This window comes from Pseudomonas borbori (assembly GCF_900115555.1).
GTDB lineage: Bacteria > Pseudomonadota > Gammaproteobacteria > Pseudomonadales > Pseudomonadaceae > Aquipseudomonas > Aquipseudomonas borbori.
In genome coordinates this window covers 99964-115625 of the sequence record NZ_FOWX01000001.1, presented here as the reverse complement: position 1 = coordinate 115625, position 15662 = coordinate 99964, and the positions used below count along the sequence as shown (strand labels likewise).

Here is a 15662-nt window from a genome sequence, read left to right as displayed (position 1 = left end):
GTTCCGACTCAGTAGGTCTTGTCGCCGATGATCCCGGCACGTTCCATCTTGCGATGGCAAGGCGGGTAATCCATGACGGCGTAGTGCTGAGTGCTGCGGTTGTCCCAGATCGCCACGCTGTTGGGCTGCCAGCGCCAGCGCACCTGGTACTCGGGGATGTACGCCTGACTGATCAGGTAGCGCAGCAGGTCGGCGGCACCGGGGTTGGCGTCCTGGCCGAAGCGCACCCGCTGCGGGGTGTGGTAGTTGCTGATATGGGTGGTGAAGGCATTGACGAACAGTACCTTCTCGCCGGTTTCCGGGTGGGTGCGCACCACCGGGTGCTCGGCGTCCGGAAACTGCGCCTTGAGCGCCAGGCGCTTTTCGATCGGCATGGCCGCACCGAAGCTGGCCTCGATGCTGTGGCGAGCGCGCAGGTCGACGATCTTCGCCTTGACGTCGTCGGGCAGGCGCTCGTAGGCCACCACCATGTTCGCCCACATGGTGTCGCCGCCCACCGGCGGGCACTCGATGCAGCGCAGCACGCAGCCCAGCGGCGGCGCCTCGCGCCAGGTGGCGTCGGTGTGCCAGGCGTTCTCGTAGCGATCCATCGGCTGGTCCGGGCGCTTGTAGATCTGCACCAGACCCGGATTTTCCGGATCGCTGCCGGCCACCGGATGGTCCTCCAGCTCGCCGAAGCGGCGGGCGAAGGCCACATGCTCGGCGCGGCTGAAGTCCTGGTCACGCAGGAACAGCACGCGGTGCTGAAGCAGCTGGCCGCGGATCGCCGCGAACAGGCCGTCATCATGGATGGCGTCGGCGAGGTTGACGCCGATCAGCTCGGCGCCAATGTTGTAGGTCAGTTGTTCGACTTGCATGGCGATAGCCCTTCTCAGATGACGAAGATCGACGAGCCGGTGGTCTTGCGCGCTTCCAGATCGCGGTGGGCCTGCACGGCGTCCTGCAGGGCGTAGTGCTGGTTGATCTCGATCTTGATCCGGCCGCTGCCGACGTGGTCGAACAGCTCGCCGGCCAGGGCGGCCTTCTCCGCCGGGTCGGCGATGTAGTCGGCCAGGGCCGGACGGGTCATGTACAGCGAGCCCTTCATGGCCAGCAGCTGCGGGTTGAAGCCTTCGATCGGGCCGGAGGCGGTGCCGACGCAGACCAGCAGGCCGCGGCGCTTGAGCGAATCGAGCGAGCCCATGAAGGTGTTCTTGCCGACGCTGTCGAACACCACGTTGACGCCGACGCCATCGGTCAGCTCACGCACGCGCTTGGCGACGTCTTCGTGACTGTAGTTGATCGTGTGGTCGCAGCCGTGGGCGCGGGCCACTTCGGCCTTGGCGTCGCTGGACACGGTGCCGATCACGGTCAGGCCGAGCAGCTTGGCCCACTGCGAGACGATCAGGCCGACGCCACCGGCGGCGGCGTGCAGGAGGATGCTGTCGCCTGGCTTGAAGTCATAGATGCGGCGCATCAGGTAGGACGAGGTCAGGCCGCGCATGGTCATGGCCGCGGCGGTCTCGAAGGCGATGGTCTCCGGCAGCTTGATCAGCGGCGCGGCCGGGATCAGGCGTTCGGTGCTGTAGGCGCCGAGGGTATTGAGAAAGCCGGTGTAGGTGACGCGGTCGCCGACCGCCACGTTGGTCACGCCCTCGCCCACCGCCTGGACCACGCCGGAGGCTTCCACGCCCATGCCATTGGGCAACGGAATCGGGTAGGTGCCGTTGCGGAAATAGGTGTCGGCGTAGTTCAGGCCGACGGCGACATGACGCAGCCGAACCTCGCCCGGGCCGGGTTCGCCGACCTCGACGTCTTCGTAGCGAAGAACCTCGGGACCACCGGTTTCATAGAAGCGTACGGCTTTGGCCATGTTTCTTTTCTCCAATCTGCGATCTGGGCGAATTGCATCGATTTGCGTTGATTGAACTCTAGGCTGCCGGCTGAGCCGACGCTTCTCATCAAACGACAGCGACTTTTCATTTCATGACACCGACCTGCTGCGCCGGCCAAGCAAAAAGCCGCCGCCGCGGCCGATCCCGTGGATCACCCACAGAACCGGCCGCGCGCGGCGGCGTACAGCGCATGACAGCGCCAGCGGCCCCCTCTGCCTGCAAGCTGCAAGCGAGGCGCCCGCCAGGCATCAGCCGTGCAGCAGGAAGCCCTTCTGGCCCGGCTTGCGGTTGGGCGCGAAGCCGTTCTTGGCCAGAGTCTCGTCGGCGTCCTTGTAGAAGGTGCCGATCTTGTAGATCTCGCGGGCTTCCTGGCCGTTGGCGATGTCGCGGCCGAACTCGCGGGAAATGCGTACCAGCTGCTCGATCTGTTCGACGGTGGACATCTTGCGCGAACGGTCCTGGGTCCAGAGGTTGTCCTCGATGCCGCAACGCACGTGCAGGCCCAGGGCCATGGCCATCATGTTCAGCGGCAGGGTGTTGAGCATGGAGGTTTCCAGGGTCAGCACCGAGCCATCCGGGCAGGCGCGCACGAAGTTGGCCAGGTTGTAGAGGTTCGGCGCCTCGAAGCCGCCGCCGATGGCTACCCAGGTGAGGATCAGCGGCACGTTGCACACGCCGCGGCGCATCATGCGCTCGACCGTCTCCAACTGGGCGATGTTGGCCAGCTGGAAGTGGGTCTGGATCCGCTTGTCGCTCAGGCGCTTGATGTGCTCCTCGACCCAGGCCGGGCCGGCCGGGATGGTCATCTCGCGGTAGGCCTCGTAGCCGGCGGTGCCCACGTCCAGCGAGGTGCCGCGGACGTCGGCGGCGCACATCTGCTCGACCACGTTCATCTGGTTGGTGTTGATGGCAATGGTCACCTGGTCCGGGGTCGGCTCGATCTCGGCCAGCATGTGACGGGTGTCGTCGCTCAGCCACTTGGCTGTTTCGCCTTCGCTTTCCGGGGCGAAGGAGATGGAACCGCCGATCTGCAGGATCATCTCCGGGCAGGCCTCGCGGATGCCGGCCACCAGCTGGTTGGTGAAGGACAGGCGCTTGGAGCCCTTGCCGTCGGCTTCGCGGCCATGCACGTGGAGCACGCTGGCGCCGGCGTTGTAGCAGTCGACGGCCTTCTGGATCTGCGCATCCAGGGAGACCGGGATGTCCTCGGGGAAGTCGGACGGCTGCCATTCCGGACCATAGGGTGCGGCGGTGATGACCAGTTTCTGCATGTTTTCGACAAACAGCGAACCATCGATGAAGTTCATGGCACTTTCCTCTAAATAAAATGGGTGGTGGTTGTGCTCGACAGGAGTCAGAACGGCTTGTCGCCGATGATCGCGGCGCGCTCCATCTTGCGATGGCAGGCCGGGTAATCCATGACCGCGTAGTGCTGGGTGCTGCGGTTGTCCCAGATGGCGATGCTGTTGGGCTGCCAGCGCCAGCGCACCTGGTACTCGGGGATGAATGCCTGGCTCACCAGATAGCGCAGCAGGTCGGCGGCGCCGGGGTTGGCGTCCTGGCCGAAGCGCACGCGATCCTTGGTGTGGTAGTTGGTGAAGTGGGTGGTGAAGGCGTTGACGAACAGGACCTTCTCGCCGGTTTCCGGATGGGTGCGCACCACCGGGTGCTCGGAGTCCGGGTACTCGGCCTTCATCGCCAGGCGCTTGTCGATCGGCATGGCGGCGGCGAAGGACGACTCGAAGCTGTGGTTGGCGCGCAGGTCCTCGATCTGCTGCTTGATCGCCTGCGGCAGGCGCTCGTAGGCCAGCACCATGTTGGCCCACATGGTGTCGCCGCCCACGGTTGGGCACTCCACGCAGCGCAACACGCAGCCCATGGCCGGGGTCGGGCGCCAGGTACCGTCGGCATGCCAGGCATTCTCGTAGCGGTCGATCGGCTGGTCGGGACGCTTGTATATCTGTACCAGGCCCGGCGCCTCCGGATGGCTCGGCGCCATCGGGTGGTCTTCCAGCTGGCCAAAACGACGGGCGAAGGCCACGTGATCCGGGCGCGAGATATCCTGGTCACGCAGGAACAGTACCTTGTGCTGCAGCAGCAGGCCCTTGATCTCGTTGAACAGACTGTCGTCGCGGACGGCATCGGCCAGGTTCACGCCGACCAGCTCGGCGCCAATACTGCAGGAGAGTGGTTCTACGCGCATCTTGTTATCCTCAGGGGGTACGTAGGTCGTCGAACGGAGTAATGCGGCAGCAGGACGGAGCGGATTCCGCGTGGCAGGCCGTGAGGAGGAATTTAGGAGCGAGGGGCCGCGCCGACCTTTCATTCGGCGACAGCGTTTTCTCATTTCATGACAGGCACCCCGCATTTTCCGGGGGATTGCACCACTCATTGACCCAGGTCAGTTTTTTCCGCGCAGGACTGGGACAACAGCTTCAGTAGCCCTTGCCATGACGGCCGATCCTTCTTCGATGCCGAGCATGAAGTCGGAGACCAATTGGTTAGCGACAAGAGTACTGTGCCGCTCTCGAATGCGAGCCTTGCCGCTGCGCAAGCCGGCCTCGGAGCAGCCAGAACTGCGATGGGCGTTGTCGGGTTGACGATGGGAGTCGCTGTATGTGCTTCCATCCGTGCTTCTGGCCGGGTCGGGCGATCCAGGGCACTGCGGAACAATGACAAGCTCTCAACCCCTGGCAAGGGCGCTGTCGAGCGGGTCGTGATCCGAGCATCGGGACCGAGGCCGCGTGGGCTCTGCTCGATAGCAGAAAACCGATCCGCCCCTTCATCTAGCGGCGGCTCGTCCTGAACGGCTCTCGTACGGCTTCGCGCCACGCGCCTCGCCACACGCAACCGGCCTTGGTGCAGTTGCGCTTCACTTCGTTCGCTGTGGTCAGCTGCGGGCTTTCACCCGCAAGATTGCGCCCTGCCGGGTGCACAAAAAAAAATCCGGAACCTGATGAAGGTTCCGGATTCTTCACTGATCAAGGATTAATCAACAATCCTTAAGTCAATAACGTTCGGCTTTTCGCTACTCGACAGCCATCAGAAACGTTCGATATCCGCCTTAGCTTCCAATTGCTTGCGGAATGCCACGAAGTCCTGCTGTCCACTGCGTGAGGCAAGGAAACGGCTATACATGGCCTTTTCTTCAGCCGCCAATGGCATCTCTGGCTCGCTCACGCCATTCAAGCGCACCACCACGAAATCACCATTTTCCAGCGTGACTCCGGTAAAGGTCGACTGACCAGCGGCGTTCGGCTTGGGCAACCGGAACAGCGCCTGCAGTACGATGGGATCAATCCCCTCCTGACTGCGCGTGGCCGCCTCAACCACCTCCCAGGCTTGTCCCGACTCAGCCTGCTCAACCGGCGTCTTGCCTTCCTTCAAAGCTGCCAGAAGCGCCTCACCCTCAGCCTTGGCAGCCTCACTGGCACGAACCCTGGTCAACTGTTCACGAATACTCTCTGCAACCTGTTCGAGAGCCAGTTGTTCGGGCTTCTTGTGCTCCTTGACGCGCAACACCACAACGGTATTCGGATCGAGTTCGATGGCGCTGCTGTTACTGCCGTCCTCCAGCACCTCGGCACTGAATGCAGCCTGAACCACCTGACGGTTAGCGGCCAGCCCCTCGCCACCTTCACGGCCGAAGGCTTCGCTGGTTTTGATATCCAGCCCCAGTTCCTGGGCAGGCTGAGCCAAATCCGACGCTTCGAACGCGGCATCCTCAAGCTGCTTGCTGGCTTCGACGAACCGCCGCTCCAACTGGCGCGCCTTCAAATCACGCACCAGTTTTTCCTGCAGGCTGGCAAAACTTGGCACCTCAGGCGCCTGAACAGCCAACAGTTTGATCAGGTGCCAACCGAACTCACTGCGTACCGGCGCCGATACCTGACCTTCGCTCAAGGCATACAGCGCCTCTTCAAAGGCCGGATCGTAGACACCCGGACCGGCGTAACCGAGGTCGCCCCCATTGACAGCGGAACCCGGATCGTCGGAAAACTCCTTGGCCAGCACGGCAAAGTCTTCGCCTTGCTGCAGGCGCTTCTGCGCTTCCTCAATCTTGGCCTTGGCCTGCTTGTCGTCGAGCGCGTCGCTTACCTCGACCAGGATATGCGCGGCCTGACGCTGCTCGGCCAGGTTGGCGATTTCGTTTTCGTAAGCGCTCTGCAGATCTTCATCGCTGACTTCGACCTGATCGAAGAAGGCATCCTTGTTCAGTTCGACATATTCCAGCACGACCTGCTCAGGACTCATGAACTGACTGGCCTGCGCATCATAGTAGGCCTTGATGTCGTCATCACTGAGTTGAACCGCGCTGCTATCGGCCTTCAGGGTCAGGGTCGCGAAGTCACGGGTTTGCTTTTCCAACCGCGCGAACGCCATTACCTGCGCATCGGTAACGAAGGCGCTGCCGGAGATGCCGGCGCGCAACTGCCCGATCAGCATTTCTTGCTCGAGCATCTGGCGGAACTGCATGCGCGTGTAACCAAGCTGGCGGATGACCTGATCGAACCGATCGGCATCAAACTGACCATCCACCAGAAATTCGGGCGTTTGCAGAATCAGCTGATCGAGTGCCTGCGGGGAAAAGCCAAACTTGGCATCGGCTGCGACCTGCAGCAACAAAGTGCGCTCGATCAGACCCTTCAGTGCAGCCTCGCGCAGCAATTTCTCGTCCAGCAAGGAAGCATCAAAATCACGCCCGAGCTGTTGCAACAACTGACGCCGTTGCATCTCGACGGCTTGGCTGAGTGCGTTGAGTGTGACCTTCTCGCCGTTGACTTCAGCCGCGTTCTGACTGTTGCTGGTGCCGGTGAAAACGGCTTCGACACCGGTCAGCGCGAGCAGCACCACGATGAGACCGATGATGGTTTTGGCAATCCAACCCTGTGAATTGTCCCTGATATTCTGCAGCATGCTTCCCCCAGAACGACTGTACAAAAAAAGCAGCCGTGCAGTGTGGGTAAAATCCGGATAGAAGAAAGGCGCATCCGAGGATGCGCCTTCTCGTAACTGGCGGAGCGGACGGGACTCGAACCCGCGACCCCCGGCGTGACAGGCCGGTATTCTAACCGACTGAACTACCGCTCCGCTGCCAGATCAGGGGTTAGACTGACCTAGGACAACGCCTGAAGACGCTTAGTTGACGGCGTCTTTCAGTGCCTTGCCGGCTTTGAAACCTGGAATCTTGGCAGCAGCAATGCTGATCGGCTTGCCAGTTTGCGGATTACGGCCGGTGCGCGCAGCGCGCTCCTTGACAGCAAAGGTACCGAAACCAACCAGTACAACGGAGTCACCAGCTTTCAAAGCGCCAGTGACGGATTCAATCACTGCATCCAGCGCGCGGCCAGCAACAGCTTTCGGGATATCAGCAGATGCAGCGATGGCATCGATCAGTTCCGACTTGTTCACTCTAAGTCCCCTTAATTTCTGTTGAGTTTGTTTCTTGATTTTTAGTGTAAGCAAAACGAGTGCTGAAAAGTCTTCCGCACAATAAGAGCCGCTTTATAACAAGGGCTCTAAAATTGTGTCAAGGAAGCCCCCCTGCTAATGCGTGCTAATTCGCTCCTTGGAATCAGTCTCGCGCGTGTCATCCTTTGCAACCAGCTCCGGAGCCGCATCAGGCAAGGGCTCCGGCGCGTATTGCAGCGCAATTTGCAGGACCTCGTCAATCCATTTAACCGGTTTAATCTGCAAGTCCTGCTTAATGTTCTCCGGTATCTCTTTCAAATCGCGCACATTCTCTTCCGGAATGATCACGGTCTTGATTCCACCCCGATGCGCAGCCAGTAGCTTTTCTTTCAGGCCACCGATGGCCAGTACCTGGCCACGCAGAGTGATTTCGCCGGTCATGGCCACGTCTGCGCGAACCGGAATCTGGGTCAGGGCCGAGACCAACGCCGTGCACATCCCTACACCCGCGCTAGGGCCATCTTTCGGGGTTGCACCCTCTGGCATATGGATATGAATATCGCGCTTCTCGTAGAAATCAAGAGGCACTCCCAGGCTCTTCGCTCGGCTGCGCACGACGGTCTGCGCTGCCGTAATGGACTCCAGCATCACATCGCCCAGCGAACCGGTCTTGATCAGTTGCCCCTTGCCTGGCACCACTGCGGCCTCGATGGTCAGCAACTCGCCCCCCACCTGAGTCCAGGCAAGCCCGGTCACCTGACCGATCTGGTCTTGCTGTTCCGCCAAGCCGTAACGATGCTTGTGCACACCGAGGAAATGCTCCAGCGAGTCCGCTGTCACCAGCACCTCAAAGCGCTTTTCAAGGCTGTGCTCTTTCACCGCCTTGCGGCAGACCTTGGCAATCTGCCGCTCAAGACTGCGCACACCCGCTTCTCGAGTGTAGTAGCGAATGGTGTCGCGAATGGCTTCGCGCTCGAACGTGAGCTCACCCTTTTTCAGGCCATTGGCCTGGATCTGCTTGGGCGCCAGGTACTTGATGGCAATGTTGATCTTTTCGTCTTCCGTATAACCGGGAAGGCGGATCACCTCCATGCGATCGAGCAAAGCTGCCGGAATATTCATGGAGTTGGCGGTACAGAGGAACATCACATCGGAGAGGTCGTAATCGACCTCCAGGTAGTGATCATTGAAATTATGGTTCTGCTCCGGATCGAGCACCTCGAGCAGCGCGGAAGCCGGATCGCCGCGCATATCCTGGCCCATCTTGTCGATTTCATCGAGCAGGAACAGCGGGTTACGCACGCCTACCTTGGTCATCTTCTGGATCAGACGGCCCGGCATCGAGCCGATGTAGGTGCGCCGGTGGCCACGGATCTCGGCCTCGTCACGCACACCGCCCAGCGCCATGCGCACGAACTTGCGGTTGGTGGCGTGCGCGATGGACTCCGCCAGCGAAGTCTTGCCCACACCTGGCGGCCCGACCAGGCAGAGTACCGGGCCCTTGATCTTCTTCACCCGCTTCTGCACGGCGAGGTACTCAAGAATCCGCTCCTTGACCTCATCGAGCCCGTAGTGATCGGCATCCAGGATCGCCTCGGCGCGCGCCAAATCCAGGCGCACCTTGCTCCGGGCAGTCCAAGGCACATTCACCAGCCAGTCGATATAGGATCGCACCACTGTGGCTTCCGCTGACATCGGCGACATTTGCTTGAGCTTGTTCAGCTCAGTGTGAGCCTTGTCGTAGGCCTCTTTGCTCAATCCGCCTTTGTCGATGCGTTTCTTCAGGTCATCGAGTTCATTGTGACCTTCCTCGCTGTCGCCGAGCTCTTTCTGAATGGCCTTCATCTGCTCATTCAGGTAGTACTCGCGCTGACTGCGCTCCATCTGCTTCTTGACCCGGCCACGGATGCGTTTCTCGACCTGCAACAAATCGATCTCGGCATCCAGCAGGGCGAGCACATGCTCGACCCGCGCCGACAACTCGGTGATTTCGAGAATCTCCTGCTTCTGCTCGATCTTCAGCGCCATATGCGCGGCCATGGTATCGACCAGACGACTCGGTTCATCGATACCGTTGAGCGAAGACAGCACCTCCGGCGGAACCTTTTTCCCCAGTTGCACGTACTGCTCGAACTGGCTGAGCAGGCTGCGGACAAACACCTCGGACTCGCGCCCCGGCGCATCGACCTCGTCGATCAACCGCACTTCGGCACGGCAGTGGCCATCCACCTCGATAAACCGTTCGACTGCTCCGCGCTGCTCGCCCTCGACCAGCACTTTGACCGTGCCATCGGGCAGCTTCAATAATTGCAAGACAGTCGCAACGGTGCCAACCCGGTAGAGCCCATCTTCGCCAGGGTCATCATCTGCAGGGTTTTTCTGGGCGATGAGCAGAATCTGCTTTTCGCCTGTCATCGCTGCCTCCAGGGCCTCGATGGATTTCTCGCGCCCGACGAACAGCGGGATGACCATGTGCGGATAGACCACGACATCGCGTAGCGGAAGGAGAGGCAATTCGATGGTTGTCTTCATGATTTCTGGCTCTACAGCGGCCTGTCAGGCCTTAGATAGATGGGATAAGCCTTCACCCTAAGATGGGGGTAGCCCCAGCAAAAAACAAGCGTTTCGACTGCAAAAGCAAAGGGGCCCGCAGGCCCCTTGCTTTCAACATGCTACGGACGGACTCAAGCGTCAGGCGCCGCTTTGGCAGCAGGCTCGTTGTTTTCGTATATCAACAGGGGCTTGGATGTGCCATCGACGACGCTCTCATCGATAACCACCTTGCTGACCTCCGACTGCGAGGGAATCTCGTACATGGTATCGAGCAAAATACCCTCGAGGATCGAGCGCAAACCACGCGCACCGGTCTTACGCTCCAAAGCCTTGCGCGCCACGGATAGCAATGCGTCAGAGCGGAACTCCAGATCGACACCTTCCATCTCGAAAAGCTTGGCATATTGCTTGGTCAGGGCATTCTTCGGCTCGGTCAGAATCTGCATCAGCGCAGCTTCATCCAGCTCGTCGAGGGTTGCGATAACCGGCAAACGACCAACGAATTCCGGAATCAAGCCAAACTTGACCAGATCGTCCGGCTCGACCGCACGCAGCGACTCTCCGATCTTCTTACCCAGATCCTTGCTGCGAACCTCGGCATTGAAACCTATCCCCCCCCTGGTCGAGCGGCCCTGGATGACTTTTTCCAAGCCAGAGAAAGCACCGCCGCAGATGAACAGGATATTGCGCGTATCGACCTGCAGGAACTCCTGCTGCGGATGCTTGCGCCCACCCTGCGGAGGAACCGAGGCCACGGTGCCCTCGATCAGCTTCAACAGGGCCTGCTGGACACCCTCACCCGACACATCGCGAGTGATCGACGGGTTGTCGGACTTGCGCGAGATCTTGTCGATTTCGTCGATATAGACGATGCCCATCTGGGCCTTTTCCACATCGTAATCGCACTTCTGCAGCAGCTTCTGGATGATGTTCTCGACATCCTCACCCACATAGCCGGCTTCGGTCAGCGTGGTGGCGTCGGCGATGGTGAAGGGAACATTGAGCAAGCGCGCCAGGGTTTCGGCCAGCAGAGTTTTACCCGAACCGGTCGGACCGATCAGCAAGATATTGCTCTTGCCCAGCTCGACATCGTCCTTCTTTTCGCGCTGATTAAGCCGCTTGTAGTGGTTATAGACTGCCACCGCCAGGATCTTCTTGGCTCGCTCCTGACCAATCACATACTGATCGAGGATGGCGCTGATTTCCTTTGGCGCAGGCAGCTTGTGCGCGCTGCTTTCGGCCTGGGCTTCCTGCACCTCCTCGCGGATGATGTCATTGCACAGGTCGACGCACTCGTCGCAGATAAAGACCGAGGGGCCGGCAATCAATTTGCGCACTTCATGCTGGCTTTTGCCGCAGAAGGAGCAATAAAGCAGCTTGCCGTTGTCCTCGCCATTGCGGGTGTCAGTCATTCGATCAATCCAATACGGTAGGCTTGAAAAACAAGATGGAGGCAAATGCGGGCATTTTCAAGCCCGCAATACGACCGACTGCATGCCGGTCGCGCACGACCGGCGTAATTAGCTGGAAGCCAGGCGTTTATCGAGAACCTTATCGATAAGGCCATAGGCAACCGCCGTATCACCGCTCATGAAGTTATCGCGATCGGTATCACGGGCAATCACATCCAACGGCTGGCCAGTGTGAGCAGCCAGCACGTTGTTCAGGCGATCACGGATGGTCAGGATTTCGCGAGCATGGATCTCGATATCCGAGGCCTGTCCCTGGAAGCCACCCAACGGTTGATGGATCATCATCCGCGAATGCGGCAGGCAGAAACGCTTGCCGGCAGCGCCAGCAGTCAGCAACAGGGCACCCATGCTGCACGCCTGACCGATACAGATAGTCGACACATCGGGCCGAATGAACTGCATGGTGTCGTAGATCGACATGCCGGCGGTCACCGAACCACCCGGCGAGTTGATATACAGATGGATGTCCTTGTCCGGGTTTTCCGCCTCAAGGAACAACAGTTGCGCGGCTACCAGATTGGCCATGTAGTCTTCGACCGGACCAATCAGGAAGATCACGCGCTCCTTGAGCAGGCGCGAGTAGATGTCATAGGCGCGCTCACCGCGGGCCGTTTGTTCGATGACCATGGGCACCAAGCCGCCAGCGGCCTGGATGTCTGGCATTTGTTGCATAAAAGGATTGCGGGACATTTCTTGCACTCGCTCCCTAAACAGTCATGTATCAAATACGCATAAGCCAGCACGGTGGCTGGCTTATGGTGTGCTCGAACGAGATAAGAAAATCAGGCGGCTTGCGGAGCTTCCACCGGCTTGACAGCTTCTTCGTAAGAGACCGATTTGTCGGTCACATTAGCCTTCTGCAAAACAGTATCTACAACTTGCTCTTCCAGCACAACCGAACGGACTTCGTTCATTTGCTGGTCGTTTTTGTAATACCAGGCCACGACCTGCTCAGGCTCCTGGTAAGCCGAGGCCATTTCCTGAATCATTTCGCGTACGCGGGCATCGTCAGGCTTGAGCTCGAACTGCTTGACCACTTCTGCAACGATCAAGCCCAGCACCACACGACGCTTGGCCTGCTCTTCGAACAGCTCCGCAGGCAATTGCTCGGGCTTGATGTTGCCACCGAACTGCTGCACCGCCTGCACGCGCAGACGATTGACTTCGTTGCCGATCAGGGACTTGGGCACTTCGATCGGGTTGGCAGCCAGCAAGCCGTCCATCACCTGATTTTTCACCTTGGACTTGATGGCCTGACGCAGTTCGCGCTCCATATTCTTGCGCACTTCGGCGCGGAAGCCTTCCAGGCCGCCTTCCTTGACGCCGAATTGAGCGAAGAACTCGTCATTGAGCTCAGGCAACTGGGGCGCGGAAACGCTGTTCACGGTAACCGTGAACTCGGCGGTTTTGCCGGCCAAGTCCAGGTTCTGGTAGTCCTCCGGGAATACCGGCTTGATCACCCGCACGTCACCGGCCTTGGCACCGACCAAGGCATCTTCGAAGCCAGGGATCATGCGGCCGGAGCCCAGCACCAGCTGAGAGCCGGTGGCCGAGCCACCCGCGAAGGCTTCGCCGTCGATCTTGCCAGCGAAATCGATATTCAGCTGGTCGCCATTTTCGGCAGCACGCTCGACCACTTCAAAACGGGTGTTCTGCTTGCGCAGAATTTCCAGCATATTGTCCAGATCGGCATCAGCCACATCGGCTTGAAGGCGCTCGATGGCAATGGTCTCGAGGCCAGTCACCTGGAACTCCGGGAAGACTTCGAAGGTCGCGACGTACTCCAGGTCCTTGCCCTTCTCGAAGGCTTTCGGCTCGACGGCCGGAGAACCCGCCGGATTGAGCTTCTGCTCGACCACGGCCTCATAGAAGGTAGCCTGAATCAGGTCGCCCAGGGCTTCCTGACGAGCGGCGTCTTCGTAGCGCTGACGAATGACGCTCATCGGCACCTTGCCAGGACGGAAGCCAGCAACTTTAGCCTTGCGGGCAGTCTGCTGCAGACGCTTGTTGACTTCAGTCTCGATGCGCTCGACAGGAACGCCCACGGTCATGCGACGCTCAAGAGCAGAAGTGCTTTCAACAGAAACTTGCATGGGTATTCCTCGTTGCATAGACATAGGCCGGCCGTTTACCGGCCCCGAATCAAGGGCATGCATTCTAGAGGGTCAATTTGCAGAAGTCACCCTAGATGCTAGCGGCAAACGGGAGGGAGCTAAAAGATGGTGCGGACGGAGAGACTCGAACTCTCACGCCTTGCGGCGCTGGAACCTAAATCCAGTGTGTCTACCAATTCCACCACGTCCGCGTGGTAAGGCTTTCAAACAAAAACGCCAGGCTTTTGACCTGGCGCCTTTTAAATATGGGGTGGACGATGGGGATCGAACCCACGACAACAGGAGTCACAATCCTGTGCTCTACCAACTGAGCTACGCCCACCATATTGCATTTACTTGCGCCAAAGCTGCCAAATGGCACGCCCGGCAGGACTCGAACCTGCGACCATCCGCTTAGAAGGCGGATGCTCTATCCAGCTGAGCTACGGGCGCCTATCCATCTGCAAACGCAGATTTAAAGCTTTCGGCTTCAGCAGAAGTCTCGCAACCTCTACGTTTGCCGTCTTACCCAGCGACTGGCTGTGCTCGACAAGCGGGGCGAATGTTATAGAGGCGCCGACAGCACGTCAACAGGGAAAGCTAAAAAAATTCAGCTATATAAAGGAGTTACGCGAAAACCCTCGCACGCGCCTTTGCCCCGGGGGTTCGCCATGCGAGAATGCGCCTCCTTTTTCAATCCTTTGCAATGGTTAACCAAGCGCAATGACCGCACAACTGATCGATGGCAAAGCGATCGCCGCCAGTCTCCGCCAGCAGATCGCCAAACGTGTCGCCGAAAGGCGTGAGCAAGGCCTGCGGGCACCCGGCCTCGCAGTGATACTGGTCGGCAGCGATCCTGCCTCTCAGGTCTACGTTTCGCATAAGCGCAAGGACTGCGAAGAAGTCGGCTTCGTTTCCCAGGCCTACGACCTTCCCGCCAGCACCAGCCAAGATGGGCTTCTGGCGCTGATCGAACGCCTGAACGACGACCCGAGCATCGACGGCATCCTGGTGCAGCTACCGCTGCCGGAAAACCTGGATGCGTCCTTGTTGCTCGAGCACATCCGCCCGGACAAAGATGTCGACGGCTTCCACCCGTACAACATCGGTCGCCTGGCTCAGCGCATGCCACTGCTGCGCCCCTGCACACCGAAAGGCATCATGACCCTGCTGCACAGCACCGGAGTCGATCTGTATGGCCTGCATGCCGTGGTGGTAGGCGCGTCGAATATCGTCGGCCGGCCCATGGCTATGGAACTGCTGCTGGCCGGCTGCACCGTGACCATCACCCATCGTTTCACCACCGATCTGGCCAACCATGTGGCGCAGGGCGACATAGTGGTTGTCGCCGCCGGCAAGCCGGGCCTGGTCAAGGGCGAGTGGGTCAAGCCAGGCGCCATCGTCATCGACGTCGGCATCAACCGCCAGGCCGACGGCAAACTGATCGGCGACGTGGAGTATGACACCGCCCTGCCCCGCGCCGGCTGGATCACCCCGGTACCGGGCGGCGTCGGCCCCATGACCCGTGCCTGCCTGTTGGAAAACACCTTGCACGCGGCCGAACACCTGCACAAGTAACGCGTGCGACTCGGTTTGGGTGGCGGCCTTCATAGGCTGCCACCCGCCACCCCACCCCGCATACGGTTCCGCAGCGGGCGATTTGAGATTCCGTGGCCAGGAAAAACGCGGCAACCTCAGGCCGGGCTTGCCGCGCGCGAAATCCTGATCGCCGCGCGCCTGCGAGCCTGCGGGAAAAACTCCCGGCCGACCGACCACATCTTCGAGCATCTGAGACGGGCAGCGTCTGCGGAGCGCCGCGCCACTCCGCCGAGCGGTCCTCGTGATCCTTCTGCGGCAGCCTATAGTTATAATGATGTCATCAATGCTTTATCGATGCCGCCCATACAACCTAATGGAGGCCATGATGAAATTTTCCATGCGAATTCTCATCGCCGCAGGCGCCCTTCTTGCCGCCGCCTCGACTCCGCTGGTACAGGCCGATACCGGCTCCGACTGGTTCGATGCCGAGGTTGCCCAGGTGCAACATCGCGTCGCTTCGCGCAACCAGCTCGACGATGACCTGGTGCTTTCGCAAATCGCCCTGGGCTATGCCGTACCGGAGTCGCTGCATCCGCAGAGCAGGACCCTGCTGGCACGCTCGAATGACGACGCTTTCGACACGGTCCTGAAATACCTGCAAGGCACGATGGAGATGTATGCGGGGGTTGAGTAAGGCCCGTCGATTACCACATCCTGAA

Annotated in this window: 12 protein-coding genes and 4 tRNA genes; 2 read left to right on the top strand and 14 right to left on the bottom strand. The window is 60.0% G+C overall.

Annotation, left to right across the window (positions count from 1 at the left end; all coding sequences use genetic code 11):
- Positions 1-8: 8 nt before the first annotated feature.
- From BM315_RS00480 to BM315_RS00415, 14 genes are all read right to left on the bottom strand, one after another.
- Entirely contained in the window at positions 9-857 is an 849-nt protein-coding gene (locus BM315_RS00480) for a TauD/TfdA dioxygenase family protein (protein ID WP_090496696.1), read from the bottom strand.
- A 14-nt stretch (positions 858-871) separates the two neighbouring features.
- Positions 872-1852 (bottom strand): quinone oxidoreductase family protein, encoded by a 981-nt coding sequence (locus tag BM315_RS00475; RefSeq protein WP_090496694.1) that lies wholly within the window; start codon positions 1850-1852, stop codon positions 872-874.
- Positions 1853-2122: 270 nt separating this feature from the next.
- Positions 2123-3181: a beta-keto acid cleavage family enzyme gene (locus BM315_RS00470; RefSeq protein ID WP_090496692.1), complete on the bottom strand. Its 1059-nt coding sequence runs from the start codon at positions 3179-3181 to the stop codon at positions 2123-2125.
- 47 nt (positions 3182-3228) lie between these two features.
- A complete protein-coding gene (locus BM315_RS00465; protein WP_090496690.1) occupies positions 3229-4077 on the bottom strand; it encodes a TauD/TfdA dioxygenase family protein in 849 nt (282 codons plus the stop codon).
- An 839-nt stretch (positions 4078-4916) separates the two neighbouring features.
- Entirely contained in the window at positions 4917-6791 is a 1875-nt protein-coding gene (locus BM315_RS00460; RefSeq protein ID WP_090496689.1) for a SurA N-terminal domain-containing protein, read from the bottom strand.
- A 97-nt stretch (positions 6792-6888) separates the two neighbouring features.
- A tRNA-Asp gene (locus BM315_RS00455) sits at positions 6889-6965 on the bottom strand.
- Positions 6966-7013: 48 nt separating this feature from the next.
- Positions 7014-7286: a nucleoid-associated protein HU-beta gene (gene hupB / locus BM315_RS00450; RefSeq protein WP_003239952.1), complete on the bottom strand. Its 273-nt coding sequence runs from the start codon at positions 7284-7286 to the stop codon at positions 7014-7016.
- Positions 7287-7421: 135 nt separating this feature from the next.
- Positions 7422-9818 (bottom strand): endopeptidase La, encoded by a 2397-nt coding sequence (lon, locus tag BM315_RS00445; RefSeq protein ID WP_090496687.1) that lies wholly within the window; start codon positions 9816-9818, stop codon positions 7422-7424.
- A gap of 152 nt (positions 9819-9970) precedes the next feature.
- Positions 9971-11251, bottom strand: a complete 1281-nt coding sequence (gene clpX, locus BM315_RS00440; RefSeq protein ID WP_090496686.1) for an ATP-dependent Clp protease ATP-binding subunit ClpX — start codon at positions 11249-11251, stop codon at positions 9971-9973.
- 108 nt (positions 11252-11359) lie between these two features.
- On the bottom strand, positions 11360-12001 hold the full coding sequence (gene clpP / locus BM315_RS00435) for an ATP-dependent Clp endopeptidase proteolytic subunit ClpP (protein ID WP_090496684.1): 642 nt from the start codon (positions 11999-12001) through the stop codon (positions 11360-11362).
- 92 nt (positions 12002-12093) lie between these two features.
- Positions 12094-13404, bottom strand: coding sequence for a trigger factor (tig, locus tag BM315_RS00430; protein ID WP_090496682.1), 1311 nt, complete (start codon positions 13402-13404; stop codon positions 12094-12096).
- A 127-nt stretch (positions 13405-13531) separates the two neighbouring features.
- A tRNA-Leu gene (locus BM315_RS00425) sits at positions 13532-13616 on the bottom strand.
- Between the two features lie 55 nt (positions 13617-13671).
- A tRNA-His gene (locus BM315_RS00420) sits at positions 13672-13747 on the bottom strand.
- 33 nt (positions 13748-13780) lie between these two features.
- Positions 13781-13857: transfer RNA gene (locus BM315_RS00415), tRNA-Arg, on the bottom strand.
- Positions 13858-14127: 270 nt separating this feature from the next.
- Here BM315_RS00415 and folD point away from each other — a divergent pair.
- Positions 14128-14982 carry a bifunctional methylenetetrahydrofolate dehydrogenase/methenyltetrahydrofolate cyclohydrolase FolD gene (folD, locus tag BM315_RS00410; protein ID WP_090496680.1) on the top strand — a complete coding sequence of 285 codons (855 nt, stop codon included), beginning with the start codon at positions 14128-14130 and terminating at the stop codon, positions 14980-14982.
- 346 nt (positions 14983-15328) lie between these two features.
- Entirely contained in the window at positions 15329-15637 is a 309-nt protein-coding gene (locus tag BM315_RS00405) for a hypothetical protein (RefSeq protein ID WP_090496678.1), read from the top strand.
- Positions 15638-15662 lie beyond the last annotated feature (25 nt).

What these genes read in the sequence shown, in the direction of transcription:
- clpX (WP_090496686.1), bottom strand. Translation starts at nt 11,251, where the DNA reads ATGACTGACACCCGCAATGGCGAGGACAACGGCAAGCTGCTTTATTGC.
- folD (WP_090496680.1), top strand. Translation starts at nt 14,128, where the DNA reads ATGACCGCACAACTGATCGATGGCAAAGCGATCGCCGCCAGTCTCCGC.
- clpP (WP_090496684.1), bottom strand. Translation starts at nt 12,001, where the DNA reads ATGTCCCGCAATCCTTTTATGCAACAAATGCCAGACATCCAGGCCGCT.
- BM315_RS00465 (WP_090496690.1), bottom strand. Translation starts at nt 4,077, where the DNA reads ATGCGCGTAGAACCACTCTCCTGCAGTATTGGCGCCGAGCTGGTCGGC.
- BM315_RS00475 (WP_090496694.1), bottom strand. Translation starts at nt 1,852, where the DNA reads ATGGCCAAAGCCGTACGCTTCTATGAAACCGGTGGTCCCGAGGTTCTT.
- BM315_RS00480 (WP_090496696.1), bottom strand. Translation starts at nt 857, where the DNA reads ATGCAAGTCGAACAACTGACCTACAACATTGGCGCCGAGCTGATCGGC.
- BM315_RS00460 (WP_090496689.1), bottom strand. Translation starts at nt 6,791, where the DNA reads ATGCTGCAGAATATCAGGGACAATTCACAGGGTTGGATTGCCAAAACC.
- lon (WP_090496687.1), bottom strand. Translation starts at nt 9,818, where the DNA reads ATGAAGACAACCATCGAATTGCCTCTCCTTCCGCTACGCGATGTCGTG.
- BM315_RS00405 (WP_090496678.1), top strand. Translation starts at nt 15,329, where the DNA reads ATGAAATTTTCCATGCGAATTCTCATCGCCGCAGGCGCCCTTCTTGCC.
- BM315_RS00470 (WP_090496692.1), bottom strand. Translation starts at nt 3,181, where the DNA reads ATGAACTTCATCGATGGTTCGCTGTTTGTCGAAAACATGCAGAAACTG.
- tig (WP_090496682.1), bottom strand. Translation starts at nt 13,404, where the DNA reads ATGCAAGTTTCTGTTGAAAGCACTTCTGCTCTTGAGCGTCGCATGACC.